General features: G+C 41.3%; 25 protein-coding genes and 1 pseudogene. 9 read left to right on the top strand and 17 right to left on the bottom strand.

Translation table 11 applies throughout. The annotated features are described in order from the left end of the window. Positions 1–159 precede the first annotated feature (159 nt). From LS71_RS01320 to prfB, 5 genes are read right to left on the bottom strand one after another with little or no spacing between them, the layout of a single operon-like run. On the bottom strand, positions 160–837 hold the full coding sequence (locus LS71_RS01320) for a hypothetical protein (RefSeq protein ID WP_034352192.1): 678 nt from the start codon (positions 835–837) through the stop codon (positions 160–162). After that, positions 837–2,129, bottom strand: a complete 1,293-nt coding sequence (locus LS71_RS01315) for a glycosyltransferase family 39 protein (protein ID WP_034352194.1) — start codon at positions 2,127–2,129, stop codon at positions 837–839. The genes LS71_RS01320 and LS71_RS01315 overlap by 1 nt, the downstream gene beginning before the upstream one ends. Before the next feature lie 56 nt (positions 2,130–2,185). Further along, a complete protein-coding gene (ilvA, locus tag LS71_RS01310) occupies positions 2,186–3,535 on the bottom strand; it encodes a threonine ammonia-lyase (RefSeq protein WP_081946207.1) in 1,350 nt (449 codons plus the stop codon). Between the two features lie 3 nt (positions 3,536–3,538). Beyond that, a complete protein-coding gene (locus LS71_RS01305) occupies positions 3,539–4,465 on the bottom strand; it encodes a DMT family transporter (RefSeq protein ID WP_034352196.1) in 927 nt (308 codons plus the stop codon). A 17-nt stretch (positions 4,466–4,482) separates the two neighbouring features. Continuing rightward, positions 4,483–5,595, bottom strand: a complete 1,113-nt coding sequence (gene prfB / locus LS71_RS01300) for a peptide chain release factor 2 (protein ID WP_034352199.1) — start codon at positions 5,593–5,595, stop codon at positions 4,483–4,485. A gap of 130 nt (positions 5,596–5,725) precedes the next feature. Between prfB and LS71_RS01295 the strand changes: the two genes are divergently transcribed. Then, positions 5,726–6,268, top strand: a complete 543-nt coding sequence (locus tag LS71_RS01295; protein ID WP_034353214.1) for a porin family protein — start codon at positions 5,726–5,728, stop codon at positions 6,266–6,268. Here LS71_RS01295 and LS71_RS01290 read toward each other — a convergent pair. The 8 genes and pseudogenes from LS71_RS01290 to LS71_RS01255 form a co-directional block, all read right to left on the bottom strand. Further along, positions 6,265–8,469 (bottom strand): annotated as a pseudogene (locus LS71_RS01290) (TonB-dependent receptor domain-containing protein). The gene LS71_RS01295 and the pseudogene LS71_RS01290 sit on opposite strands and share 4 nt — an antisense overlap. A 145-nt stretch (positions 8,470–8,614) precedes the next feature. Then, complete coding sequence (locus LS71_RS01285) at positions 8,615–9,205, bottom strand: YqiA/YcfP family alpha/beta fold hydrolase (protein ID WP_034353212.1); 591 nt, start codon at positions 9,203–9,205, stop codon at positions 8,615–8,617. Next, a complete protein-coding gene (locus LS71_RS01280; RefSeq protein ID WP_034353210.1) occupies positions 9,205–9,942 on the bottom strand; it encodes an RluA family pseudouridine synthase in 738 nt (245 codons plus the stop codon). The genes LS71_RS01285 and LS71_RS01280 overlap by 1 nt, the downstream gene beginning before the upstream one ends. Before the next feature lie 18 nt (positions 9,943–9,960). Next, positions 9,961–11,238, bottom strand: coding sequence for a lipid IV(A) 3-deoxy-D-manno-octulosonic acid transferase (gene waaA / locus LS71_RS01275; protein ID WP_081946231.1), 1,278 nt, complete (start codon positions 11,236–11,238; stop codon positions 9,961–9,963). A 6-nt stretch (positions 11,239–11,244) separates the two neighbouring features. Next, a complete protein-coding gene (locus LS71_RS01270) occupies positions 11,245–11,994 on the bottom strand; it encodes a zinc ribbon domain-containing protein (RefSeq protein WP_034353208.1) in 750 nt (249 codons plus the stop codon). A gap of 25 nt (positions 11,995–12,019) precedes the next feature. Continuing rightward, positions 12,020–12,838 carry a Nif3-like dinuclear metal center hexameric protein gene (locus LS71_RS01265; RefSeq protein ID WP_052057861.1) on the bottom strand — a complete coding sequence of 273 codons (819 nt, stop codon included), beginning with the start codon at positions 12,836–12,838 and terminating at the stop codon, positions 12,020–12,022. A gap of 36 nt (positions 12,839–12,874) precedes the next feature. Further along, entirely contained in the window at positions 12,875–13,756 is an 882-nt protein-coding gene (locus LS71_RS01260) for a homoserine O-succinyltransferase (RefSeq protein WP_034353207.1), read from the bottom strand. A 182-nt stretch (positions 13,757–13,938) separates the two neighbouring features. Next, on the bottom strand, positions 13,939–15,228 hold the full coding sequence (locus LS71_RS01255; protein WP_034353205.1) for an O-acetylhomoserine aminocarboxypropyltransferase/cysteine synthase family protein: 1,290 nt from the start codon (positions 15,226–15,228) through the stop codon (positions 13,939–13,941). A gap of 213 nt (positions 15,229–15,441) precedes the next feature. Here LS71_RS01255 and LS71_RS01250 point away from each other — a divergent pair, with 213 nt between their 5' ends. Beyond that, the gene (locus tag LS71_RS01250) at positions 15,442–16,485 is read left to right on the top strand and encodes an AI-2E family transporter (RefSeq protein ID WP_238700307.1); all 1,044 of its coding nucleotides are present in this window, start codon (positions 15,442–15,444) and stop codon (positions 16,483–16,485) included. 161 nt (positions 16,486–16,646) lie between these two features. On the opposite strand, the gene LS71_RS01245 is transcribed toward LS71_RS01250, so the two are convergent. Continuing rightward, the gene (locus LS71_RS01245) at positions 16,647–17,504 is read right to left on the bottom strand and encodes a menaquinone biosynthesis family protein (RefSeq protein WP_034353199.1); all 858 of its coding nucleotides are present in this window, start codon (positions 17,502–17,504) and stop codon (positions 16,647–16,649) included. Between the two features lie 95 nt (positions 17,505–17,599). Here LS71_RS01245 and recA point away from each other — a divergent pair, with 95 nt between their 5' ends. Genes recA through LS71_RS01210 form a run of 7 tightly spaced genes read left to right on the top strand, consistent with a single transcriptional unit; the run spans position 17,600 to position 23,435 of the window. After that, positions 17,600–18,637, top strand: coding sequence for a recombinase RecA (recA, locus tag LS71_RS01240; RefSeq protein ID WP_034353196.1), 1,038 nt, complete (start codon positions 17,600–17,602; stop codon positions 18,635–18,637). A 33-nt stretch (positions 18,638–18,670) separates the two neighbouring features. After that, the gene (gene eno / locus LS71_RS01235) at positions 18,671–19,948 is read left to right on the top strand and encodes a phosphopyruvate hydratase (RefSeq protein ID WP_034353192.1); all 1,278 of its coding nucleotides are present in this window, start codon (positions 18,671–18,673) and stop codon (positions 19,946–19,948) included. A gap of 8 nt (positions 19,949–19,956) precedes the next feature. After that, positions 19,957–20,223, top strand: coding sequence for a hypothetical protein (locus LS71_RS01230; RefSeq protein WP_034353189.1), 267 nt, complete (start codon positions 19,957–19,959; stop codon positions 20,221–20,223). After that, positions 20,220–20,816, top strand: a complete 597-nt coding sequence (locus tag LS71_RS01225) for an AMIN domain-containing protein (protein WP_238700260.1) — start codon at positions 20,220–20,222, stop codon at positions 20,814–20,816. Before LS71_RS01230 ends, LS71_RS01225 begins: the two co-directional genes overlap by 4 nt. A gap of 2 nt (positions 20,817–20,818) precedes the next feature. Further along, positions 20,819–21,316, top strand: a complete 498-nt coding sequence (locus tag LS71_RS01220; RefSeq protein ID WP_034353183.1) for a shikimate kinase — start codon at positions 20,819–20,821, stop codon at positions 21,314–21,316. Positions 21,317–21,370: 54 nt separating this feature from the next. Beyond that, entirely contained in the window at positions 21,371–22,465 is a 1,095-nt protein-coding gene (locus LS71_RS01215) for a DegT/DnrJ/EryC1/StrS family aminotransferase (RefSeq protein WP_034353178.1), read from the top strand. After that, a complete protein-coding gene (locus LS71_RS01210) occupies positions 22,458–23,435 on the top strand; it encodes a Gfo/Idh/MocA family protein (RefSeq protein WP_034353175.1) in 978 nt (325 codons plus the stop codon). The genes LS71_RS01215 and LS71_RS01210 overlap by 8 nt, the downstream gene beginning before the upstream one ends. 82 nt (positions 23,436–23,517) lie before the next feature. On the opposite strand, the gene LS71_RS01205 is transcribed toward LS71_RS01210, so the two are convergent. From LS71_RS01205 to LS71_RS01195, 3 genes are all read right to left on the bottom strand, one after another. Next, positions 23,518–23,796, bottom strand: coding sequence for a type II toxin-antitoxin system YafQ family toxin (locus LS71_RS01205; protein WP_034353172.1), 279 nt, complete (start codon positions 23,794–23,796; stop codon positions 23,518–23,520). Further along, positions 23,783–24,049 carry a hypothetical protein gene (locus tag LS71_RS01200; protein ID WP_034353169.1) on the bottom strand — a complete coding sequence of 89 codons (267 nt, stop codon included), beginning with the start codon at positions 24,047–24,049 and terminating at the stop codon, positions 23,783–23,785. The genes LS71_RS01205 and LS71_RS01200 overlap by 14 nt, the downstream gene beginning before the upstream one ends. 178 nt (positions 24,050–24,227) lie before the next feature. Continuing rightward, on the bottom strand, positions 24,228–24,434 hold the full coding sequence (locus LS71_RS01195; RefSeq protein WP_138109784.1) for a hypothetical protein: 207 nt from the start codon (positions 24,432–24,434) through the stop codon (positions 24,228–24,230).

Raw genomic sequence — 24,434 nt, 5'->3', positions numbered from 1 at the left:
GCGCCGCTAGATTCTATAAATTCCGCGCTATTGCTTTTTTGACAAAAAGCCGCGCGCATCTTACAAATGCAAGCAAAGCTCACATTAGCCCTCAAAGTATAAAGTTATAATCTGCTTACGCAGCTTATCAACTTGTTTTTTAAGGTTAGATTCTATATTTCAACACTCCACAAGTGCGCCGCTCTGTGGCAAAATACATAGGCTTTTGGTGTTTGCATTTTTTACAAGCGTGATTTTAAAAGCAGAGCGCAAAGGTGTGGGTATCTTGCCACAATGTGGCGCGCCATATCTGTCAAAATAAATGCGCGCGCTCTCACGCTCCTTGCAAAAGCTATCAGATTCTATAAATATATTTTCTATGCCAAAATGCTCGCCCAAACGCACTTGAGAGAGGGCATTATTCCTGCATTCTATGGCGGTATTGGTATTATTATACGCGCTTAGGCACTTTCTATCCATATTTTTAAAGATAATATCCCCCGCCATTGGGCGACTATCAAAATGCGTGCTGCTCGCACTTCTTGGCGTATCCACATAAATGCTATAACTATGCGTAGTATAGACCTTGCCTAAATGAAATTGCATTTGCCACAGCGCGTTTGGGTGGTGTGAAAGTAGCTTTTGCGCACTTATAGCCGGATAGACACTAAACATATCGCGCGCAGATTCTAAATGCACATACGCGCTATCATCGCTTAGCGATAGAATCTGCAGCATTTTAATATGCGCGCTTAGGCTATTTAAGGCAGATTCTAAAGTATGATTAGTTTTAATAGGCGCAAATAAAAATAGCACAAGCACTAAGCCTAATGCCACAAGCATTTCTAGCAGTTTCATTAAGGGCTAGGCTTTGACTTTGGCTTAGACTTTTTGACTTGTGCGGCTTGCGTGGTAGTCATAGGGCTTGTGCTACTTGTTGGCACAATGGCAAAGGAAGCCACCTTTTTGCCCAAATATATTACAGGAATTTCATTGACATACTGCTCATTAAGATTAGTGAGCGGCTTTAAATAGGGCTTATCCCCCTCGCTAATGCCATAAAATTTTAACGCCAAAGCAAGCTTATGATTGCCCACTTTGATAGAAGTGATACCCTCCTCTTTAAGCTTTTGGGCTACATCTTTGCTAATGTAATATGAGCTTGCGAAGTGATTTTCCACGCCAAAGAGATATAAAATCTTATTGGCATATAAAATAAAAGTTTGCATAAAAAGTAGCGCCAAAACAAGCCCAAATCGCCACACATAGCCTAGCCTAAACATAGGCAGCCGCACGCGCATATCGGAGAAAAACTGCCTAATCGCCACAGGCAGCGCCACCACGCTCATAGGGAAAAATGTCTGCAAATCCACATCTTGCCGCAAAGAAAGCAAAAGCACAAAAAATAACGAAGTCGCACCAATATCCACTAGTATATTATTTTGCTTTTTTAGTCCATTATAAAGCGTGTAAGTGTAGTAAATAAGCAGCAGCGGGGAGAAATAAAGCGCCATTTTGCCTAAATTTGGTAAGAAATGATTGCGCGGAACGCCTGAAATATCAAGCCCGCCCACATACATACTCAGCGCAAAAAACAATAGACAAATAAACATTCCTAGCGTATTTTTATTTTTAAGCGTGTAAAAGAAAAGTGCAAAAAATAAAATCGCAAAGCTCTCATCAATAAACACCGCTATAAACATAATAAGATAGGGCATTTTGTGATATTTCATTTGAAAATAGCAGCACAAAAGCGTGATACAAATAATTAAGCCACTTTTCACCACAAAGAGCGCGCTAAACATCACTCCGGGCAGCAGCGCATACACTAAAATCACCACAAGCGCATCACGAGGCTTTTTAAGGTAGATTCTAGAAATCCTATACAATAAAAACATATTGCAAATATGAATGAGTATAAAAGGCAGGCGCAGCGCATAATCATTCTGCCCAAATAGCTCTATACTAAAGCGCGCGATTTTAAAGGCTAAATCTTTGGAGTAAAACACCCCAAAGGCTTCTTTAGAATGAATGCTCATATCGCCGCACGCTAAGAGCAATAAGCCCACATTCACGCATAAAATAACGCCAAAAAGCACATTGGTGCGCAGATTAGAATCCCTATATGCCTCCCAAAATTGTTTTAGCATTGGCTAGCCTCTCTTTGTTTTATTTTACGCCAGCTATTCCTGCAATGCGCAGCACTTTAAGTGATTTCATTAAAATGATAATTATGCGCGCTTAACTGCTTGCGGATAAGCTCCTTATGCTCTGCTCCCTTAGTCTCTAACGCCATAGTAACTAGCGCATCGCCATATTTAAGCATAACAGAAGTTCTATCATACTCAATTTGCACAATATTTGCATCTACTTTGCTTAAAATATTTGTAAGCCCCTGCAGGCTGCCGGGCTTGTCGATAAGCACCACTTCAAGCCTCATTTTGCGATTAGATTTAAGCAAACCCTTTTCGATAATGACATTAAGCATAGTAATGTCAATATTCCCCCCGCTTAGCACTAATGCGACTTTATCCTTAGGACTTAGGCTAAATTTTTGATGCAGCACGCTTGCCACACTCGCCGCTCCAGCGCCCTCTACGACAAGCTTTTGCCGCTCAAGCAAAAATAAAATCGCATTAGCAATCTCCTCATCATCAACGCTCACAATCTCATCAACACACTGCTGCACGAGCTTAAAATTATCCATATTCACATCTCTTACAGCAATGCCATCAGCAATAGTGCGCACAGATTCTATCTTTTGAATTTTAGCGCTATCAAATGAAAGCTTCATCGCATTTGCACCACTTGCCACCACGCCAATCACGCGCACATGCGGACAAAGATGCTTATACACGCTCCCTATGCCATTAATCAGCCCGCCCCCGCCAATAGGCACGACCACCACGCTTATATCCTTATACTCCTCAATCATTTCAAGCGCGATACTGCCCTGCCCAGCGATAACTTCCCTATCAGCAAATGGGTGGATAAAGGTTAAATCCTGCTCCTTGGCTAACTCTAGCGCTTTTTTATACGCCTCATCATAATTATCCCCACTTAGCACGACCTTTGCGCCTAATGCTTTTGTCGCGCTTACTTTTAGCAATGGCGTGGCTTCAGGCATAACAATCACAGCCTTTATGCCAAAGTGCTTTGCCGCGTATGCCACGCCCTGCGCGTGATTCCCCGCACTTGCAGCAATCACACCTTTGATTACAGAATCTAGCGCTTTATGTTTTGGCGCGCTAGATTTTACAGCGGATTTTGTAGCACTAGATTCTATATTTGCAGATTCTGTAGCGGCTTCTACAAGAGCGGCGATTTTATTAAACGCGCCGCGAATTTTAAACGCGCCTGTGAGTTGGAGATTTTCTTTTTTTAAATAAATCTCTGCTTTGCTTATGTGAGAGAGTGTAGGCGCATAACTTAGCGGAGTGGGGATAAGGATAGATTCTAAACGAGATTTTGCCTTGAGGGCTTGTGTGTAAATGTCTTTTAGCTTTTGTGGCGCTAGATTCTGTGTTTTTGTATTTTTGGAGCTTTGCTTTTTCATTCCTTAATCCTTTGTGTTGTTGTGGCTCATTTGTTTGTGGCGTCTAATGTCTGCTAGCAGCACGGGCAAGCCAACGCCTATGCCGGAGAGGATAATAAGCATTATGCCCACACTTGTAGGCGCATTTGGCAGGCTATCACCTAAAAGCACGCCCAAAAATACGCTAAAAACTAAGCGCGTATAATCAATAGGCGCGACAATCCCCGCAGGTGCTATCATATAAGCCTTTGTCAAATACTGCTGCGCGAGCGTGCCAAACACGCCTAGCAGCACCACATGCAGCCATTGCATACCTTGAGGCACAACCCAAGGCGCGTCAAAAAATGGCACATCACACCAGCTTGCCACAAGTGAAATAAGGCTCATCGCCACGCCTGTGGAGAATACAGCCACCCATGAACTAAAATAATCCTTTAATGCGCGCAAATTTAAAAATGCAATCGCCATAAATAGCGCGCTTGCGATACCAAAGATAATATTTTCTATGCCCAAATTATTAAGGCTAGGATTGCAAATAAGTAAAATTCCCACAAATCCCACAATCGTGGAGATAATTACACTTAAGCGCACGCGCTCTTTTAGAAAAATAATTGATAAAACCACCACATACAAAGGCATACTTTGTGCAAATGCGCTCGCTGTGCCTAAAGAAATACTAGCAATATTATAAAAAAGCGCCACAAAACTAAGCCCTCCGCACATTGCGCGGCTTATGAGAATCCACCAGCCGCCCTTTTTGTGATAGGGCATTTTAAAAGGTTTGCGTATGAGAATGGGCAGCAAAATAAGCACCATAAGGAATGCGCGAAAAAAGGCTATCTCCATAGAGGGCATATCTGTGGATAGAATCTTAGCTTCAGCATTCATAAGCGCAAACAAAAAAGATGAGAGTAGCATAGCCAAAATGCCACGCGTGAATTGCTGCTTCATTTATAAATTACTCCAAATTAATTTTGCTCCTGCTTTTGGGCGTTCTGCCATATCATCACAGATTCTATAATAGAATCTATATCGCCATCAAGCACAGCAGTAGTGTCGCTTGTAGCAAAATTACTGCGCAAATCTTTTACCTGCCGATAGGGCGCTAAAACATAGCTTCTTATTTGATGTCCCCAGCCGATTTCGCTTTTATCTGTATTAGCATTAGCATCTTCAAGCTTGGCGCGCTCTAGCTCATAGAGCTTTGATTTTAGCATTTTTAGCGCGGTAGATTTATTTTTATGCTGACTTCTATCATTTTGGCACTGCACGACAATGCCAGTGGGGGTGTGCGTTATGCGGATAGCAGATTCTGTCTTATTCACATGCTGCCCGCCTGCGCCACTTGCGCGATAAGTGTCAATGCGAATATCTTTATCTTCAATCACAATATCAATATCATCATCAAGTTCAGGGCTTATCTGCACGCTAGCAAAGCTCGTGTGGCGATTAGCATTTGCATCAAAGGGCGAAATGCGCACAAGCCTATGCACGCCATTTTCACTCTTAGCATAGCCATAGGCATTCTCTCCCTTTATCAAAAACGCCACGCCTTTAATGCCCGCCTCCTCGCCATCTTGATAGTCTAAAAGCTCCACTTTATAGCCCTTACGCTCACTCCAGCGCAAATACATTCGATAGAGCATACTTGCCCAGTCTTGAGATTCTGTCCCGCCTGCGCCGGGCTGAATGGTAACTATGGCATTTGCGCTATCATGCTCGCCATTAAGCATGGTGGAGAGTTCTACACTTTGAGTGTGTTTCTCTAAAAGTGCGCTTTGCTCAAAAAGCAGCTCCAAAGTTTTAGAATCTGCCTCATCTAGCGCGATTTGGTAGAGTTCTTGCGCGTCATCTAACTCATTTTTGAGATTGGTATAAGTCTCTAGTGTGCGCTCATATTGGCGCTTTTGCTTAGTGATATTAGCAGCATTTTGCGCATCTTGCCAAAAGCCTTCATCATTTTCTAGTGCTTCAATCTCAAGCAATCGAGCTTTGAGCGCGGTGGGATTAAGAATTTTTGCAATATTCTCGCATTTTGTCTGCAAGGTTTTAAGCAATTTGCTATATTCATAAGAATCCATTCAGCGCGCCTTATCGTGGAAAAATAAAGCCAAAATTGTAACACATATTAATAACTATCCCTTGACTTTACAAAAAAAAAAAAACGATACCATACGCGCTTACTTTAAAAAAGACAAAAAAGGAGTTTATATGAAACATACGCGCTATTTTGGAGCGTTATTGCTAGGGGTTTTTATGGCCACAGCGTCGTTAAATGCTGCAGAAAAAAGCAAAGATGATAAAATCTTTATAGGAGGCGAAATTGGACTTGGTGGCTTAGGAGATTATGGCGTTGGCTTTATGGCGGGCTATCAGCATTATTTTCCAAAAGAATATTATATTGCAAATCAATTTAGACACGGCGTTCGCGGATTTTTTAATGCCAACTACACTTCCATTGGCTATAGCTATTTTGGTCGCTCATATAATTATGGTGGGTTTTTTGCTTCCATTGGCGCGGATTATTTATTTGATTTTAATCCACAAGATAAAGTCGTGTGGGGCGTGTTTGGCGGGCTTGGGCTAGGATATGTAAAAGTCTTTAGCAATGATTGGTTTTACACAGCTCCTGCAAGCATTGGCTTTGATGTGCGGCTAGGTGGAAGTGTGGTGATTGATAATACACATCGCTTTGAGCTAGCGCTAGGCAGTGGATTTTCAACCCTTGCGCTGCGCTATTTATTGTTATTCTAAAAGTCCATATTAAGGCTTAGCCAATATCGCCTGCCCTCATAAAGCAGGGCATACATATTTTGGCGATTGGTATCTGTGCCATTTACATTATAGTATTCCCTAAAATCTGCAAAGTCTTTATTTAAAAGATTATATACGCCAAAGTTTAGCTTCCACTGCTCATTAAAGCGATAAGTCGCGCCCACATCAAGCAAGAAAAATGGTTTATAATAATTACCCATTACAGCAATGCTACGATAGTTTCTAACCGGGTCCCAACCGCGGAATCGCTCCCCTTGCCACTCACCGCGCACATACATAAATAGATTCTGTGCGTTTTTAAATTTAATGTTATAGCCTAGTCGCGCATTCACTCTATGCTTTAGCACATCGCTTAATGGATAGCCTTTTAGGCTTGGCGTTTGCGTATTTTCTAGCTGTTTAGAATCTATAAAAGTGTAACTTGTATCAAGGCTAAAGTTATAAATATTTTTAAGCGAAGTGAAAAGCTCCACCCCTTGCAAGTAGCTTTCATCTACATTTACCGCTTATGAGCAGGAGGTAACATTGCAGAGTGTGGAAGCTTGGTTATTTGGCAGCCCTTTCACATCAATTTTATCCCAAAAGAATGTGTAAAAATAAGTCGCACCCGCATCATAGTAATCATTACCGCTTAAGATACTAAACTCGTAATTCCAGCTCTGCTCGGGCTTTAGGTCTGGATTCCCATAGCGCGCGCCTGTGCCTGTGGAATTCACGCCATACACGCCTTCTACGAGTTGATTTAGCCCCGGATTTTTATATCCCATAGCAAAGCCTGTTTTAAAAATCAAATAATCCTCAATAGCCTCATACATCAAATGCGCCTTAGGCGAAGTATGATAGCCAAAGCGCGCACTCCAGTCCTCTCTTACGCCAAGAGTGAGCTTTAAAGATTCTGTAATATCCCACTCATCTTCTGCAAAAAGCGCGATGATATGGTTATTAAAGGCATTTGGCGCGATTTTATCCGAAAACCAAGTAAAATAATAGCTCCCACCAACGCTTAGCGAATTATGCTCGCCCATATCGATAAATGCCTTAGATTCTAAAAGCACATCTTTGCCCTGTATGTCGCGGTTTTGACCTACATTAATAGGGCTTATGTATGACACTCTGCGCCCATAATTCCAACTTTGGTTAAATTGAATAGAATTATCTACGCTAAATTTATCATATATCCCCTTGTGCGCAAGGATATAGTTATTACGATAGACGACATAAGTGGGCATATTACTCGCAGGACCGCGATATCTGCCATTATTCGCGTAAGATTCTATCTCGCCTAGCTGCCCTTTACTATTATCATACCACTGCTGCCCGCCCTGCACATCAAAATAGATATGGTTATTTGCGTTAGGATTATATAAAATCCGTCCGCCCACATCGTAAGTATGAGCCTTTGTAGGGCTACCTGTGTAGCGTGGGCTGCCTGTTTGTGGCACGCCTTGAATGTCGATATAACTATAAGTTACATCGCTTGGCTCGCGGAATAAATACCGCCCGCGCAATTGCAATCCTAGAGTGTCTTTAATAATAGGAATCGTGCTAAAGGCATTGGCGATGTAAGTGCCGCCAAAGTCGCGATTTTCATTTTGTATCGTCTCTAAACCTAAGCTTAGCCCATATTTATCGATATTTTTCTTAGTAATGATATTAATCACACCACCAATGGCATCGCTCCCATAGAGCGTGCTCATCGGTCCTCGTATCACCTCAATGCGCTCAACCGCGCTTAAAGGCGGCATAAAGGCATAATCTGTCTGCGCCCAGCCGGGATTATCTGTGTGCATATCGCCTGCTGGATTCTGTCTTTTGCCATCAATAAGGATAAGCGTATATTGGCTAGGAAGTCCGCGTATAGTTACCTTTAATCCCCCTACTTTGCCCTGCTCGCTTGATATATCCACCCCGGGAATATCGCTTAAGGCTTCGGCTAAATCGCGATGTGGCTTATTCTCCAAATCCTCCCTACTAATCACCGTAATAGACGCGCTCGCGTCCTTTAATAACTGCTCTGTCCCCTTAGCAGTGGTTACAATTTTCCCCAATGTGTAAGTGCGCTCCACCCCATCATTTTCCGTATTTTCTTTTAGCGGGGGGGGGGTAATACTATCCGCTAGAGCAAAAGTTGCTAACACAAAAGTTGTTAGCGCAGTTTGGGCTAAATTTTTCACTTTCATTACAACTCCTTTACGAAAATCTTACTTTTTAAAGATTTAAAGTGCGAATTTTTTCATAAAAAAGATAAGAATGAGTATTGAAAGTCTAAAAATTTAAAATTTTTTTGTATTTTGTTACAAATTTTCCTTAAAATATGCTGAATTATTATTTTGTAAGTAATGGTGAAAGTAAGTGCGAAAATGGCGCAAAATCTGCAATCACATGCCCACCCTCATGCTCTATGATATGCGCATACTGCTGCCAATAAGCGCGGGAGAGCTCTACATCGATAAGTTCATCGTTTTTAGATAACACCACATAGCATTGTATGCTTTTAGGCAATGGCGTGCGCAGGGCAAGTGCATAGCTCTCCCACCGCGCGCGCGATAAAGTAAAGGGCGTGTGTGTGGTGGCATTCATTTGTGGTTTGTCAATGTATTTTTTAAGCTGGCTTAGTGGCTCTAGCACGGGGTTAAAAAGCACTAAATAGCGAGGCAAAGGCAAATTTAACGAATTAGCAAATAAACTTAGCTGCCACAAATAAAATGCGCCCAAGGAATTGCCAATGAAGCCAAAATCGTTGCGCGCATTAAGCACGGATAGAATCTGGTGCGCGCAATGATTTAAATTTAGGCTAAAGTCTCCGCCATTATCATAAATAACTTGCTTAGGCGCAATGTTTAAGCCCACACATAAGCGCTTATATGCCTCGCAATCAAGGCTAGAGTGAAATCCATGCGAATAAAATAAAAGCATTAATCAAACTCTTTGGGCAATGGCGCGCTAAACTCATACCCTAAAAGCGCGATTTTGTGCGCGTGTAGCATAAGGCGTTTGGCGCTATCAGGCTTGCCATAGATTCTATCGCCTAAAATGGGGTGATTGATACTTTGACAATGCACACGGATTTGGTGCGTGCGCCCAGTGTGGATAATAGCTTGCAAAAGCGTTTTTTTACCTATAATGCTAAGGGGAGTGAGCTGCGTGCTAGCGCTTAGCCCATTTTTATCAATGCGCGATTTGGCAAAGCCCTTTTTTATGGTGGAAATGGGTTTATTAATCGTTATAGAATCTGCAAGCATACCATGCACAAGGCAGATATATTCTTTATACACAGCTTGATTTTTAAAGGCTTGCTTTGCTTGTTTTTCAAACTCACTTTTGTCTTTAATGAGTAAAATCACTCCGCTTGTCTCTCTATCAAGCCTGTGCAGTAAAGTCCAGCCCGCAAACATATCGCTTAACTCATAAGATTCTATAAACGGCGGCTTATTGATAGCTAGAATATGCTCATCTTCAAAAATAATATGCGGCTTTGGGGGCTTTAGAATCTCAAAAGTGCTGTTTGTTGGGATTTCAAGGCGCGCGATGTGCAGTTTTCTCCCTCCGCTTAGCACGAGGGATTTATCAATGAGGCTTTTAGCTTCTTTATGCGAGAGATTATGCGCGCGCGCTAGGACTTTGTAGGCTTTATCAGTTGCAATATCTTTCATAAATTCCCCTCACAGATTCTATGTATGGGTGATTTTATGTATAAGTGTAGAAAGTTTATCGCTACTTGCCTGATTACACGCACTTTGAGGCAGCTGCTCCCATCGCAAAAGTGTGTCCTTAAGGCTCTGTGGTGGGATTAGCACATAGTTTGTAACCGCCTCAAAAAGCGCGTATTGGTTAAAAATATGCTCCCCGCTTATAAGTTTGGTGTGAAAAAATGCTGGCTCAAGCGGATTATGTCCGCCTACATTTTGCACAAAACTCCCACCAAGTATGACTACATCGCTTATAGCATAGAGATTATTAAGCTCGCCTAGCGCGTCAATTAAGATAACTTCATGGGCTGGCTCTAAGTTTGTTTGCGAAAAAAGTGTCGTGCGCGGATAAAAGCTTTGGGCTACTTCATAGACTTCTTGAAATCGCTCCGGGTGGCGCGGTGCAAGGAGCAAGAGCGGCTTAGATTCTGTATTTTGATAACGCTCATAAAGGCTTTGAAAGGCTTGCAAAATGAGCTTCTCTTCACCCCTATGCGTGCTTGCCGCTGTAAAAACTATGCGCTTAGGCTTAGTGTAATGAGCGCTAAGCACTGGGGTATTAAGCGTTTTTAGATTCCCAAAGACGCTTATATGTTTAGCGCCCAAATCCTCTAGCCGCTCTTTATCCATCTGGCTTTGGGCTAGCACCTCATCAATAAGCGCAAAAATGCTTGCATATAATCCTTTAAAGCGCTGGTAACTTTTAAGCGAGCGATTAGAAATGCGCGCATTTATAAGAAATGTGCGCGCCTTGCACACTTTGCCCACATAAAAAAGCATTTTCCACATCTCCGCTTCTGTAACGATGAGCGCTTGGAGATGGCGACAAGACTTTATCCACAAGGGCAGAAATATTTCAAAAGGCAGGTAGCGCACGCATACGCGGATTTTAGAATCTGGGCTTTGATAGAGTTTTTTGGCTTCCTCAAAGCCTGTGTGCGTGATAGTGGTGATTAAAATAGTGCGCTTAGATTCTGTAGATTCTGTATGATTTATAGAATCTAGGGCTTTAATAATGGGCTCTAAAGACCTTATCTCGCCAAATGAGCAGGCGTGAAACCACAAATGTGGCTCGCAATCTAGCCCTTTTAAACATTGCGGAGGGAAAAAGCGCGCTGGGAGAGAATACTTGTGCTTTGGGCGCAGCGAGCTAGCAAATAAAAGCGGCAAGGCAAGCACATAAAGCAGCAAGCATGATAGGAAATAAAAAAATGGGAAAGTGGGCGCAGAAATGTGCTTTTTATGAGATACTCGCGCCATTTTTGTCTAAGCCTTTGCTTTTGCCTTTTCTTCGCTTTTAGACGCTTTTTGTGGCTTTGGCATATAGAGGATTCGCCCGCAATGTGGGCAGTTAATAATATCATTGCCCTTACAAATTTCATTATAAATCGTGTCATTAAGCTTAATAAAGCAGCCTCCGCAGGCTTGCTTAAACACAGAAACTACGCTTGTATTTTTCGCCCAACGCCTAATTTTGGCATAAAAACTAGTGATTTTGCTATCCATTTTAGCCACAAGCGCTTCTTTTTGGTGGAATAGCTCCTCTTGGGCTTTTTTAATCTCTTGCACTTGGCTTTGCGTTTTTTCCTCAAGCCCTTTGATTAAGCCCTCTAACTCCTCAAGCTTTGGGCTAAAGGAGTTTTTTTCCTCAAGTTTAGTAGCCTTTAGCGCCTCAAGGCGGGCAATTTCATTATTTGAATGCGTCATATTTTCTTTAGCAATATCAGATTCTACATCTAAAGCGCGCATTTCTTTTTCTGTCTTGACTTCTTTTTGCTTTTTGGCAATCTGCTCAAGCTTAGTGGAGGCATCTTGGATATTGCGCTCATGATGAGCGATTTCAAGGTCAATACTATGGGCTTCTTGATTGAGCGATTGGGTGGTTTTAATAATCTTCTCTTTTTGCTTAATTTTTTCATCAAGCTCATGGCGCACTTGGTGAATCTTAGGCTCTAAGTCATCAATTTGCTTATCAAGATTAGCTACTTGTATGAGTTCTTCTAAATGCTTATTCATGGGTTTCCTTTGTGGTTTATAGAATCTAGCAAACACAGAATGGATTTTTGCAGTCCGCAATTATAGCGTTATATCCTGCATTTTGCAAAATAGATTTAAAAATTTCTACAAAATACTTTTCACTCTCATAATGCCCCATATCAATAAGACTTATGCCCATACTCTTAGCAATCATCGCATCATGGTGCTTTACATCGCTTGTGATAAAGCAAACTTCCGCGCTAGGCTTAATGTGAGAGAGTAGCGAGCAGCCACTGCCGCATACGACATAAATTTCACTCACTTTATGTGCTTTTAGATTCTGTATAGAATCTACGCCCAAATGCGCCACATCATCGCCCACAACATAACTTATATGCTCGCTATTAAGTTTAGTGCGCACATACTGGGCAAGCTTATGCAATGGCTGTGGCGGCAGTGTGCCATACATAAAAAAATTATCTTGCACAAAATCCCGCCACTGCAGCACATTATGCGTAAGGTAGGCATTAAGATGAGATATATCAAAATGCGTATGCAGGCTTAAAAGCGTGCAGTTTTTGCGCACTAAAATAGCAGCGATATTGCACGGATAGGATTGTGTATCAAAGGTATTTATCGGGCGAAAAAGCAAGGGGTGATGGCTAATAACTAGCGTATTTGGCTTTAGTGCGTGCGCTAGGGGCATACTCACTTCAAGGCACACCACTATTTGCTCACATACAGAATCTAAACTACCAATATTTAAGCCGCTATTATCCCATGACTGCTGCGTGTGAAAGGGCGAAATGCTATCGCACAGCTCATATATATCCTTTACCCTTATGCCTTGCTCCAAATGGCTTAAACCCGCTAAATGCGCCATATTTATCCTTTCAAATTTATAAAAAGCAAAAGGTTATTATAAAATAAAAGGAGAATCTTGATACACAGAAAAGTTAAGCCAATTTGAAAAAATCATACTCGCACTTGATTTCCAAGTAAGCACAGGCACGCCCTCATCGTTTAAATAATGCAGCGGAGGCGCAATCTCTAAGCCCTTTTGCTTATCGCGCTCATATTCTAATAAAAGCGTGTTTTTGGCATATTCGGGGTGGGCTAGGATAAAAAAATCTTTCTCATCTTTCAGCGCGCTAATGCCGCACATATCGCCTTCTAGCAAGATTTTAAGCCCAGAATTTCTAGCCTGTGCCTCATCAATGCCAGAATGCCTTGAGTGAGGGATTTTAATGATTTCATCTAAGCCGCTAAGGAGTAAATCATTTTGCACAATATAATGAGAAAATATGCCAAAAATCTTTTGAGGCAGGGAGACTTTTGCAATTTTATGAAAATGATACAGCCCAGCCATTGCGCCCCAGCAGAGATAGAGCGTGCTTGTGCAATGCAGCTTTAAATAATCCATAATGTGAGAAAGCTCCTGCCAGTAGGCAACTTCCTCAAATGCTAAATGCTCAATGGGCGCGCCTGTAACAATAGCGCCATCAAAATTACGCCCCTTAATATCGCTAAAATTTACATAAAATCGCTCCAAATGGCTTCTTGGCGTATTTGTGCCGATATAACTAGCCGTAGCAAGCAGCGTGATATTCACCTGCAGGGGCGAATTAGCAAGTAGTGATAGAATCTGATTTTCTGTTTCAATTTTGCTTGGCATTAAATTAATGATTAATACTTCTAATGTTCTAATATCTTGATGTTGCGCCCGCTTGGCACCCATAATAAACGCATTTTGGTGCAAAAATGTATAAGCGGGTATATCTTCGGGTATGACAAGTGGCATAATCGCTCCTATGTGATTAAATGTGCGGCAATTTATAGAATCTAACCTCAAAAAACAAGTTGATAGATGCTTAAAGCAGCTATAACTTTATACTTTGAGGGCACAAATTCGCGGCTTTGCCGTGAAATTGTAAGACCGCGCGGCTTTTTTACAAAAAGCAACAGCGCGGAAATTTATAGAATCTAACCTAAGGCTTGCTTTAAATCATTGATTAAATCATCTGCAGATTCTAAACCAATGCTTAGCCTCACCGTGCAGGGCGTAATTCCAGCGCTTTGCAGCTCTTGAGTGCTTAGTTGAGAATGCGTCGTGGAGGCAGGGTGAATGATGAGCGATTTTGAATCGCCAATATTTACCACCATAGCAAAAATATGCGTGCTATTGCAAATGTGTTGCGCGTCTTCAAAACTTTTAGCCTCAAAGCTAATAAGCCCAGAGGCTTGCGCATCTGTGTAATATTTTGTAAGCAATTTTTTGTAAGGATTGCTTGAGAGTGCGGGATAGGAGACGCTTTTCACTTTTGGGTGAGATTCTAAAAATTCTGCAATTTTAAGCGCACTGCTTGAATGCCGCTTTATGCGTAGCTCTAAAGTCTCTAAGCCCTGCAGTAAAATCCACGCAGAATGTGGAGAGAGTGTCGCGCCCACATTCCTTAGCCACTCTGTAAGAATGCGAATGCTGAAAATAGGCAAGGGCAAATCCGCATAGATAAGCCCATGATAGCTTTCATCAGGGGTATTAAACGCTGGATAGCGTGGATTATTTTTAATAAGCTCATTTAAGCCCGCACGCTCTATGATTGCCCCACCTAGCGCGCTGCCTTGCCCATTTACATACTTACTCAAACTATGCACGCTAATATCCACACCATAGGCAAAAGGCTTATGCAAAAACGCTGTAGCAACGGTATTATCACAAATGCTAATGATTTTATGTTTCTTAGCAATGCGCGTGATAAGCTCTGTATCAGCGATACTAATTTGAGGATTAGAAATGCTCTCAAAAAAGATAGCCTTTGTGTTAGAATCTATCGCAGATTCTAAACTAGCCTCGATATTATCAATATCAAACACCCTAGCCTCTATATTAAATCGCTTCAAGGTATGCACAAAAAGCGTTTGCGTGCCGCCATAAATTTTATTAGCATACACGATATTATCGCCCGCTTGCGCGCAATTAACAATCGCATAAAAAATAGCTGCCGTTCCGCTTGCTGTAGGCACGCCAAACACTCCCCCCTCTACTGCTGCTAAGCGCGCGCCTAGCACATCGGTGGTAGGATTAGATAAACGCGTGTAGATATTGCCTAATTCCTTTAAACCAAAGCGTGCAGCGGCTTGAGCGAGACTTTCAAAACTATAAGCTGTGCTTTGATAGATTGGCACGCTCATTGTGCGCTGTGAATCATAATGATAGCCCGCGTGTAACGCAAGTGTGTCTTGTGAAAAATTATTATGAGGTAAATTTGCCATGTTGTATCCTTTGAAAATAAATTTTAAGGGATACTATCACAAAAAAATAAGATTACAATATGTATTTTAAAAATATTGCAAAAAATATAGAGCAATGTTACTTTTTTGCAAATACATATTGTATTTTCAATTTTTTGTAAAAAATATGCGATTATTTACAGAATCTGCTACAATTTTGCCTATTTATTCGCGCAAGGAGCAAGAGTGAAAGCAATGACATTTTTTTGGATAGTGTTTGGCGTAAGCGCGTATGTGATGTATTTTGTATATGCGGCATATCTTATGGATATTCTTATTGCCTTTTTGCTTTATATCGCTACTTATGGCTTAAATAATTGGCTCTCAAAATACATTAAATACCCTTCCATTTGCGCGCTTATTAGCGTATGCTTTCTCATTCTTTTGCTTGTGGTGCCGCTCTTTTTTTTGATAAAAACCACTATTTCTACAGCCACCGAGCTTAATCCCACTGCTTTTAGCGCATTTGTTGATGGGAGCAAGGAGCAGATTCTATCCTTATTCACTTCATTTCCAGAGATAGAATCTAAATTGCGCGATATTTTAAGCAGCATTTCTGCTTCATCGATTTTAAGCTATATGCTTAATTTCAGCTCACAGCTTGGCAAATCAAGCCTAGATTTTATGATAGATACGGGCTTTATTGTGGTATTTTTATTCTTTTTCTTTCTCTATGGCAAGCAGGCGTATGAATACATTATGGAGCTTATACCTTTTGATAATATCCAAACCGCAGATGTGCTTGATGAAGTAACTAGCGTAGTTAAAGTGGTGTTTTACACTTCGCTTGTAAATATTATCCTGCAGGGTGCTGCCTTTGGCGTGATGATAGCGTTTTTTGGCTATGATGGAGTGTTTTTTGGTATGCTCTATGGGCTTTCATCAATCGTGCCAATAGTTGGCGGTGGGCTAGTGTGGCTGCCTTTGGCTGGATATGAATTTTATTTGGGCAATACGCAAAATGCACTTATCATCGCCCTATATGCGCTTATTGTGTGCGCGGTGATTATTGATAATATCATTAAGCCATTCCTCATAGGCATTATCAATAAAAAAGTGCTTAAAACTTCGGTGCATATTAATGAACTACTCATCTTTTTTGCTATTTTAGCCGGGCTTACAAGCTTTGGATTCTGGGGAATTATCATCGGTCCAGCCATTACAGCACTTTTTATCTCCCTGCTTAGAATCTACCGCAAGCAAATCGCGCCCTATCAAAGACAATCGCTTAAAAAGTAGATTCTATCATTTCTTACGCCGCTCAACTTTGCTTCTTAAAGGTAGATTCTATAAAAGAGCCTCGCGATAGGATTTTAAAGCTAAAACGGGGCTTGTGAATGTAAAACCTTTGAAAATGAAGTTTTTTTTGAGACAAGGCAACAGCGTGGCATTATGTGACATTATGTAAAACGCAAAGAGGTGTATTCTGTAGGGATAAGATAATCTTGTGCATTTATACACTGCGGATAAAAGTGCGCATTATACCCTAGCTCAAACAGCTTATCTAGCGCGCGCAGCTCGATTTCACTCATGGATATAGAATCTGCGTTGGCATAAAGATTAAGATAAGTCTCAAGCTCTTGTTCATTCACGCGGATAATGCCTCGCTCAAGCAACATTTGACTAAGGATATATTTATTATGCACAGCTAATTGCACAGCTTTTGTGAGCATTTGCTCGCATTCTATGGCAGTTGTGAGCGTTAAAGAGCGGCGCAAAGCCATACCGCCTAGAGGCAAGGGGAGATTTTGTTTATTTAAATCCTGCCAAATATCCCATATTTCAGCTTCCACCTCAAGCTTAGGGCTAAAGTTTAAAATAGATTCATGAATAAGCACGCCCGCATCTACCTCGCCATTTAACACGCTAGATTCTATATCAAGAAAATGCTTATAAATAATGCGCGCATGAGGATACGCCATTTTAAAAATCATCGCATTTGTCGTGTGCTGCCCACTTAGCGCGACTTTAAAATGTTGCTTTAAACTTTTACCTTTTTGCTTAATAAGTTTTGGTCCATAGCCATTGCCAAAGCTCACTCCCGTGCGCAAAAGCGCGTAATCTTGCGCAATATGCGGATATAGGGCAAATGAAATGGCGCTAATATCATATTCACCGCGTATGGCTGCAACATTTAAACTCTCAATATCCTTTGCAACATTGCTAAAACGTAAGTTTGTAGAATCTACCCACCCAAAAACAATGGCATAATACATAAATAAATCATCTGCATCAGGGCTATGCGCGACACTTAGCATCACTTATCCTCTCTATTTTTGCGCAAAATTATAAGGTTAATTTAGTCAAACTTAGATAAAATCTCGCTATTTTGTAATTCACAAAAAGGATAACAATGGTAGATGAGAAAAAGCAAAAGGCAATAGAGCTAGCCCTCAAGCAAATCGATAAAGCATTTGGCAAGGGTGCTTTGGTGCGCTTAGGCGATAAACAAGTAGAGAAAATCGATAGTATCTCCACAGGCTCGCTAGGGCTTGATATGGCTTTGGGCATTGGCGGCGTGCCTAAAGGAAGGATTATTGAGATTTATGGTCCAGAATCTAGCGGCAAAACAACGCTAAGCTTGCAAATTGTTGCAGAATGCCAAAGAAATGGCGGTATTTGCGCCTTTATTGACGCAGAGCACGCCCTAGATGTGTATTATGCAAAGCGTTTGGGCGTGGATACAGAAAATCTGCTTGTATCCCAGCCTGATACAGGCGAGCAGGCATTAGAGATTTTAGAAACACTCACACGCAGCGGGGCTGTGGATTTAATCGTTATAGATTCTGTAGCAGCCCTTACTCCAAAAGCAGAGATTGAGGGCGATATGGGCGACCAGCATGTAGGATTACAAGCGCGCCTTATGAGCCATGCGCTGCGCAAAATTACAGGCGTGCTGCATAAAATGAATGCGACATTAATTTTTATTAATCAAATTCGTATGAAAATTGGCACAATGGGCTATGGCAGCCCTGAAACAACTACAGGGGGCAACGCGCTAAAATTTTATGCTAGTGTGCGCATTGATGTGCGCCGCATTGCTACTTTAAAGCAAAATGAACAGCAAGTTGGCAATCGCACAAAGGCAAAAGTAGTCAAAAACAAAGTAGCTCCGCCATTTCGAGAGGCTGAATTTGATATTATGTTTGGTGAGGGCATTAGCAAGGAGGGTGAGATTATTGATTATGGCATTAAGCTTGATATTATCGATAAAAGCGGTGCGTGGCTAAGTTATAATGACAAAAAGCTAGGGCAAGGGCGCGAGAATGCAAAGCTGCTTTTGAAAGAAGATAAGGCTTTGGCTGAAGAGATTACAGCAAAGATTAAAGAGCAAATTGGCTCTAAAGATGAGATTTTACCTTTGCCAGATGAGCCAGAATCTGAAGTGTAGATTCTATAAATATGTTACTTGAAGGAGTGAGTTATGGTATATATTGAAGCAATGGACGCACATGAGGTGCTAGATAGTCGGGGTAATCCCACCGTTAGGGCAATGGTTAGGCTAAGTGATGGCACGCGCGCAGCTGCTATCGTGCCAAGTGGGGCAAGCACAGGCAAAAGAGAGGCTTTAGAACTGCGCGATGGCGATAAAGAGCGGTATTTAGGTAAAGGTGTGCTTAATGCTTGTGCGAATATTAGAACAGAAATCGCTACGCAGCTTAATGGTGTCTCTCCTTATGACCAAAGCAAAATTGATTTAATTCTAAAAAAAATTGATGGCACGGATAATTATTCTAAACTTGGCGCAAATGCGGCTTTGGGCGTGAGTATGGCGATTGCTAGAGCAAGCGCACAATCTTTGAGATTGCCTCTATATCGATATTTGGGTGGGAGCAATGCGCTTACATTACCAGTGCCTATGCTCAATATTATTAATGGAGGCAGTCATGCCGATAATACGGTGGATTTTCAAGAATATATGATTATGCCTCTTGGCTTTGATAGCTTTGCTGAAGCCTTGCGCGCCGCAACTGAAGTCTATCATCATCTTAAAGTAATCTTAAAAGATAGCGGGCATATTACTAGCATTGGCGATGAGGGCGGCTTTGCCCCTAATTTAAAAAATAATGAAGAGCCTATTGAAGTTATCCTAAAAGCCATAGAAAAAGCGGGCTATAAGCCGCTAGAGCAAATCGCTATCGCGCTTGATGTCGCTAGCAGTGAGCTTGTGGAAAAAGGTGGGAAATATAATCTCGCAGGAGAAGGCAAAGTGCTTGATAGCGCGGGTATGATTGAGTATTATGAGCATCTGGTGGCAAAATATCCCATTGTGTCTATAGAAGATGGGCTAAGCGAAGATGATTGGGAGGGGTGGAAGCTCCTTACCCAAAAGCTTGGGCATAAGATTCAGCTTGTGGGCGATGATTTATTTGTAACAAATAAAAAAATCTTGCAAGAGGGCATTGATAAAAATATCGCTAATGCTATTTTAATAAAGCCTAATCAAATTGGCAGCGTGAGTGAAACTATGCAAAGCGTGCGTTTAGCACAGCGCAATAATTATAAATGCGTAATGAGCCATCGTAGCGGAGAGAGTGAAGATGCCTTTATCGCTGATTTTGCTGTAGCACTTAATACAGGCGAGATTAAAACAGGCTCAACAGCGCGCAGTGAGCGTATCGCAAAATATAACCGACTGCTTGAAATTGAGCGAGAAGTGAGCGATACAGAGTACATTGGTAGAACTTTACTTAAAAGATGAGGGCATGCATGAGCCTTGATACGCAAGAACTACTAGCAAAGCCCTCAAAATTAACGCGCTTTTTTTACACCAACCGCGTGTGGCTGGTGGTGTTTGGCGTGCTAGCGTTAGTGGGGCTTTATGTAGGATATTTGCTCTTTGGCAGTAATTCTGTTGAGGTGCTTATGCGATTAGAGGCACAAAAAAAGCACCTTGTGCAGGAAGCTAAAGGCATAGAGGAGCAAAACGCGCGCTTACAAAAGCAAATTTTTGAATTAAGGGGACTAAAGCCGTGAAGAAATTAATATATTTATGGCTTTGTGCGGGCTTGCTTGTTGCTAGAGAAAATCCTTTTCAATCTGTGATTACACCAAAAGCAGAAGAGCATAAGCCGCCAAGCCTACATCAAGAGCCACTTTCAAGCATTGATTTTGTCCTGCCTAGCACAGCTAGAATCTTAAAAAATGTGCAAATTACTTACCAAAACCTTGATGGCTCCATTGAGCAGAAAACTATCCAGCTTGATGAGAGCATTGATTGGCACTACCCTTTGTCAATACTCCAAAAAGCTCAAGGTGCGAAATACAGCGCAGAAAATCGCTTTAAGTTAGGCGAATTTGAACTTGTAGTTAATCAAAGCGCTATTTTTATCGCCACGCGCAAAAAAATGCTGCGCGATTTTGTTTTGCCAGAGCCTTATCGGCTCGTGCTTGATATTGAGGGCGTAACAAATAATGAGCATCAAAAAATTACGCTCAACAAAAAGTATTTTAGCGATGCGGAAATATCCACACATGAGGGATTTTATAGAATCTCCATAGGGCTTGATGGGCGCTATAAGCATATTATCACGCCTCAACGCGATGGATTTGTGATTACTTTGGAGTAAATTTGGAAAATATTGTCTTAATTGGTTTTATGGGCAGTGGGAAAACCACCATCGGCAGGGAGATTGCGCTACTTGGAGGGCGTTTTTTGCTTGATACAGATAACTTAATTGAACAGAATATGGGCAAAAGTGTGAGGGAGATTTTTCAATCTGTGGGGGAGAGTGGGTTTCGTCGTATAGAATCTCAACTGATTTTGTGGATTTCTGCTAATGTCAAAAATGCTGTGATTGCCACAGGCGGAGGTATGCCTATTTATAATGATGTGAGTTATTTGGGGCGTGTGTTTTGGCTTGATGTGGGCTTTGAGCAAATTTGTGAGCGGCTAAATGCCAGACAAAGGGAGCAAAGACCGCTTTTTGCGGATATGACAAAGGCAAGAAGACTTTATCATGAGCGCAAAGATATATACGAAAAGCAGGCCAAATATGTCGTAGGTGGAGGAGGCTCGCCTGTGGAGATTGCGCGAGAGATTGTGGCTTGCGTGGATAAAGCGGAGTAGGCGTTGTTTAGCGTATTTTGCTATGATATGCCACTTTTTATAGTGGGGTAAGCAATGGAATTTATTAATCTTAAAGCGCAGTATAAGCATTACAAAGCACAAATTGACACAGCCATACAAGCAGTCTTAGACTCTTCGCAATTCATTATGGGTAGTGCGGTGGCAGATGTAGAATCTAGCCTAGCTGCTTATACAGATTCAAAGCATGCTATTGCTTGCAGCAGTGGGACAGACGCACTTATTTTAGCACTTTTGGCACTTGAGGTAAAAGCAGGCGATGAAATTATCACTTCTCCATTTAGCTTTATTGCAAGTGTGGAGGCAATTATGCTACTGGGCGCAAAGCCCGTGTTTGTAGATATTGATGAGAAAACCTACAATCTTGATAGCACAAAGCTCGCCGCTGCGCTTACTCCACGCACAAAGGCGATTATCCCTGTGTCTATTTTTGGGCAAATGGCGGATATGGCAAGCATTAATGCCATTGCCCTAGCGCATAATATTGCTGTAATTGAAGATGGTGCGCAAAGCTTTGGAGCAAGCCAAATGCAAAATGGCAAGCTTGTTAAATCTTGCAATGCAAGTCCCATGGCTACAACAAGCTTTTTCCCTAGCAAGCCTTTGGGCTGCTATGGCGATGGTGGGGCGGTTTTTGTAAGTGATGATGCTCTAGCGCATAAAATACGATGTTTGCTTAATCATGGTCAAACAAAGCGATACGAGCATAGCTTTATAGGGCTTAATGCGCGCCTTGATGCGCTCCAAGCAGCAGTGCTTAGCGTGAAACTTAAATTTTTAGATGATGAAATACAAAAAAGACAAAAAATTGCCCAAATATACAATACTTCACTCAAAAATGTCATCACGCCTTTTATTGCACAGGGCAATATAAGCGCGTATGCGCAGTATTCTATCCGCGCTAAAAATCGCTCACAACTCATACTATCTTTAGAAAAAGCCAAGATTCCATACGCGGTGCATTATCCTATTGCACTGCACTTGCAAGAAGTGGTCTGCAAGCAGTATCAGTATAAGAGAGGGGATTTCCCCATAAGCGAAATGGTGTGCGATGAGATTCTATCCCTGCCATTTAGCCCATTCCTCACAGACGAGGAGCAAGCACGAGTGATAGAGGTAGTCAATGGATAAGCCAATTAGAATAGCCCTTTTTGGCATAGGCAAAATGGAGCAAAATCATTTGAGAATCTTAAACATGCTCAAAAATGTAGAAATTGCCTTTTTGTATGATACAAACCTAGAATTATGCCAAAGTTTAAGCAAAGCCTTTGATATTAAAATACTAGAAAATCTTGATACAGATTTAAAAAGCTGCGATGGTGCTATTATCGTAACGCCCACTTTTACGCATTTTGATTACATAAATAAAGTGAGCGATTATGTCAAAAATATTTTTGTTGAAAAGCCCCTCACTAATACTTTAGAATCTACGCAAGTTATTGTTAATCTCGCGCGCGAAAAGCACTTAAATATACAAGTAGGCTTTATTGAGCGTTACAATCCTGCAGTACTGACACTTAAGCATATTTTGGCACACAATAATCATAAGATTATTAATATTGATTTTATCCGCACAAATAAGATGAGTTCGCGCATTACAGACTGCGATGTGGTGATTGATTTAATGATACACGATGTGGATTTGGCTCTAAGCATAAATGGCGATGTGCGGGATATTTACGCGCATGGCGTGGTTATAGGCGATATGATAGAGTATGCTAGAGCGTGCATTATCCACACTAATGGCTCATTTTCCAATATCGTAGCCAGTCGCATTACCGAAAAGCGCCGCAGGCAAATTAGTATCACTACAGAAAGTGAGTATATTGATTGTAATTTGTTGCGCAAAGAAGTATTTGTGGATAAGCAAAGTGTCGAGCAGCGATTGGATAATGTCTCAATTAGCGCAAATACCGAGACTATTGAGGTAAGAGGACAAGAATCGCTACTTTCAGAACTCATAGACTTTGTGAATATGTGTAAGAATATGCCATCTGTAAATGGCAATCGCCCCAATCAAGACGATGGCATGAGGGCTATGCAAATCGCCCATAAAATTCAAGATATTATTCATTCCCAAGCAAAGCAGGGAGTTAAATAGAATCTAGATTCTATATGACGCCTATGAATGGAGTATTGTTGATTTTTGCACGCTGGCAGATTTTTTGTGTAATCTTTTTGGGTTATTTCTTAAAAATCTCACTATGAGTATTTATACGCATAGCGGTGATAATTAAATTTTGCCCATCTTTTTGATAGATTAAAACTAAATCAAACCTCACATGGCAGTCCCTTAAACCGCTAAGATTCCCACTTAACCCGTGGTCTTTATGTTTAGATTCTAAAGTTTCGCCATTTTCTAGCTTTTCTAAAACCTTATCGACTTCATCTTTTAGTCTTGAGCTAAGCTTTTTGTATTCTTTGCGAAAAAGTTTTGTTTGAAGTAGCTCAAATTTCGCCATTATCGACAGCCTTTCTAAATTCATCTGCACTATACGCCTTAATTTTCCCTGCTGCGTAGTCTCGCCTTGTTTCCTCTAGCTCCCTTAAAAGCTCCATTTCAAACTCCTCCGTAAAGCCATTAACTGTGAGCTTCTGCCCTTTAGAATTTTGCCTTTTTACCTTAAGCTTTGATTGCGGATACAGCCTCACTACGCCTTTCAATGCCTTTAGCAAATTCTCATCAGCATTTGTAATCTCTAATTGCAATACCATTTGTGTCTCCTTACTCAAAATTCCTCATAATTATAGCTTTTTATTTTTTATAATGAAATATTGCCTGCACAAGCGACAAGCGTGAAAAGACACAGATTTGGACACATTTTAGTTTTTAAAAATCTTTAAAGCCCTATTTTACGAGGCTATGATAACGACATTTGTAGATTTACCCAATCTACGAAGTGGTGTTTTCCATATGGCGCAAGCGTTTTAAGCGCAAAATCTCTGCCACACAGCCTGACAAAGTGCATTTGCATATGCTTATTTTTAAGCGCATAACTCGCTCAAATACCCTTACTTCGCTATTTTTGCTCGTATTTAATCTACCATTTGTGATTTTAAGTATATATTTTTGCAATAATAGTGCGATGCTTGTGGGCAT

It is taken from the genome of Helicobacter jaachi, from assembly GCF_000763135.2.
GTDB lineage: Bacteria > Campylobacterota > Campylobacteria > Campylobacterales > Helicobacteraceae > Helicobacter_C > Helicobacter_C jaachi.
Note: the sequence above shows the minus strand (reverse complement) of the source record. Positions and strands in the feature narration are given on the sequence as shown.

Excerpts from the sequence above, each read along its gene's own strand:
- LS71_RS01200 (WP_034353169.1), bottom strand. The coding sequence starts at position 24,049 with ATGGTATTGCAATTAGAGATTACAAATGCTGATGAGAATTTGCTAAAG.
- LS71_RS01250 (WP_238700307.1), top strand. The coding sequence starts at position 15,442 with ATGACATTTTTTTGGATAGTGTTTGGCGTAAGCGCGTATGTGATGTAT.
- LS71_RS01285 (WP_034353212.1), bottom strand. The coding sequence starts at position 9,205 with ATGCTTTTATTTTATTCGCATGGATTTCACTCTAGCCTTGATTGCGAG.
- LS71_RS01205 (WP_034353172.1), bottom strand. The coding sequence starts at position 23,796 with ATGGCGAAATTTGAGCTACTTCAAACAAAACTTTTTCGCAAAGAATAC.
- eno (WP_034353192.1), top strand. The coding sequence starts at position 18,671 with ATGGTATATATTGAAGCAATGGACGCACATGAGGTGCTAGATAGTCGG.
- LS71_RS01215 (WP_034353178.1), top strand. The coding sequence starts at position 21,371 with ATGGAATTTATTAATCTTAAAGCGCAGTATAAGCATTACAAAGCACAA.
- LS71_RS01245 (WP_034353199.1), bottom strand. The coding sequence starts at position 17,504 with ATGCTAAGTGTCGCGCATAGCCCTGATGCAGATGATTTATTTATGTAT.
- LS71_RS01265 (WP_052057861.1), bottom strand. The coding sequence starts at position 12,838 with ATGGCGCATTTAGCGGGTTTAAGCCATTTGGAGCAAGGCATAAGGGTA.
- LS71_RS01255 (WP_034353205.1), bottom strand. The coding sequence starts at position 15,228 with ATGGCAAATTTACCTCATAATAATTTTTCACAAGACACACTTGCGTTA.
- LS71_RS01210 (WP_034353175.1), top strand. The coding sequence starts at position 22,458 with ATGGATAAGCCAATTAGAATAGCCCTTTTTGGCATAGGCAAAATGGAG.
- LS71_RS01320 (WP_034352192.1), bottom strand. The coding sequence starts at position 837 with ATGAAACTGCTAGAAATGCTTGTGGCATTAGGCTTAGTGCTTGTGCTA.
- LS71_RS01230 (WP_034353189.1), top strand. The coding sequence starts at position 19,957 with ATGAGCCTTGATACGCAAGAACTACTAGCAAAGCCCTCAAAATTAACG.
- LS71_RS01315 (WP_034352194.1), bottom strand. The coding sequence starts at position 2,129 with ATGCTAAAACAATTTTGGGAGGCATATAGGGATTCTAATCTGCGCACC.
- waaA (WP_081946231.1), bottom strand. The coding sequence starts at position 11,238 with ATGGCGCGAGTATCTCATAAAAAGCACATTTCTGCGCCCACTTTCCCA.
- LS71_RS01270 (WP_034353208.1), bottom strand. The coding sequence starts at position 11,994 with ATGAATAAGCATTTAGAAGAACTCATACAAGTAGCTAATCTTGATAAG.
- LS71_RS01280 (WP_034353210.1), bottom strand. The coding sequence starts at position 9,942 with ATGAAAGATATTGCAACTGATAAAGCCTACAAAGTCCTAGCGCGCGCG.
- prfB (WP_034352199.1), bottom strand. The coding sequence starts at position 5,595 with ATGGATTCTTATGAATATAGCAAATTGCTTAAAACCTTGCAGACAAAA.
- LS71_RS01260 (WP_034353207.1), bottom strand. The coding sequence starts at position 13,756 with ATGCCACTTGTCATACCCGAAGATATACCCGCTTATACATTTTTGCAC.
- LS71_RS01195 (WP_138109784.1), bottom strand. The coding sequence starts at position 24,434 with ATGCCCACAAGCATCGCACTATTATTGCAAAAATATATACTTAAAATC.
- LS71_RS01305 (WP_034352196.1), bottom strand. The coding sequence starts at position 4,465 with ATGAAGCAGCAATTCACGCGTGGCATTTTGGCTATGCTACTCTCATCT.
- recA (WP_034353196.1), top strand. The coding sequence starts at position 17,600 with ATGGTAGATGAGAAAAAGCAAAAGGCAATAGAGCTAGCCCTCAAGCAA.
- ilvA (WP_081946207.1), bottom strand. The coding sequence starts at position 3,535 with ATGAAAAAGCAAAGCTCCAAAAATACAAAAACACAGAATCTAGCGCCA.
- LS71_RS01295 (WP_034353214.1), top strand. The coding sequence starts at position 5,726 with ATGAAACATACGCGCTATTTTGGAGCGTTATTGCTAGGGGTTTTTATG.